Source organism: Amycolatopsis sp. SID8362, from assembly GCF_010550475.1.
GTDB classification, from domain to species: domain Bacteria; phylum Actinomycetota; class Actinomycetes; order Mycobacteriales; family Pseudonocardiaceae; genus Amycolatopsis; species Amycolatopsis eburnea.
Genome location: NZ_JAAGNB010001092.1, coordinates 1 through 776 on the forward strand (window position 1 = coordinate 1; position 776 = coordinate 776).

2 protein-coding genes are annotated in these 776 nt (G+C 74.9%); one reads left to right on the forward strand and one right to left on the reverse strand.

Features of this window, described 5'->3' with window-relative positions; translation table 11 throughout:
* Positions 1-371: DNA glycosylase AlkZ-like family protein (locus G3I65_RS33995; RefSeq protein WP_160699728.1), on the forward strand; the 371-nt coding region annotated here is incomplete at its 5' end.
* On the opposite strand, the gene G3I65_RS34000 is transcribed toward G3I65_RS33995, so the two are convergent.
* Positions 368-776 (reverse strand): WYL domain-containing protein (locus G3I65_RS34000; RefSeq protein WP_160699729.1); only part of this gene is annotated, 409 nt, incomplete at its 5' end. The two genes, G3I65_RS33995 and G3I65_RS34000, sit on opposite strands and share 4 nt — an antisense overlap.

The window sequence follows — 776 nt, forward strand, 5'->3', positions numbered from 1 at the left end:
ACGAGCTGGTGGTGTTCCGCGACGAGCGCGGCCGCGAGCTGCTGGACCTGCCGGACGCCCCGCGCCCGGACGCGGGCACGCCGGCGCCGGCGCGGTTCCTGCCGGCGTTCGACAACGCGATCCTCGGCTACGACGACCGCAGCCGGATCATCGACGACGCCCACCGCGGGCTTTCGGTGGCCGGCGAGCGGGTGCTCCTCCTCGACGGCCGGGTCTCGGCGACCTGGACGGTCGACGACGACACCGTGGTGGTCCGGCCGCTGCGGCGGTTCGCGAAAGCCGAACGCGCCGAGACTACGGCCGAAGGCAGCGCGCTGGCGGCGTTCCTTTCCGACGGCGAAAGCGACCGCGTCCGGATCGATCCGGCCTAGCCCACCGCCCGCGCGAACCGCTCCGCCACCTCCCGCAGCCGCTCGACCAGACCCGGCGGGGCCTCCTCGACCACGAAGTCGAACCCCCACTGAGCCAAGTAGTACGGGACCGTGTCGAGGGTGTTCGCGCCGGTCCGCACCCGGCAGCCGTGCTCGTCGATCGGCTCGACGGCGGCGGTGGTCGCCGGGACGCGCCGGGCGACCTCCTCGGCCGGGGCGGCCACGCGCAGCACGAGCTGGTGCGCGTACGGCGCCGACGAGATCTGGCGCGAGACGTACGCCGCGAGGTCGTCGGCCGGGGGTTCGCGCGGGGTGAAGCGGAAGCTCGCGGCGGGCACGCCGGTGATCCGGTCGACCCGGAAGGTGCGCCAGCCGGCGCGGTCGAGGTCGAAGGCGACCAGGTAC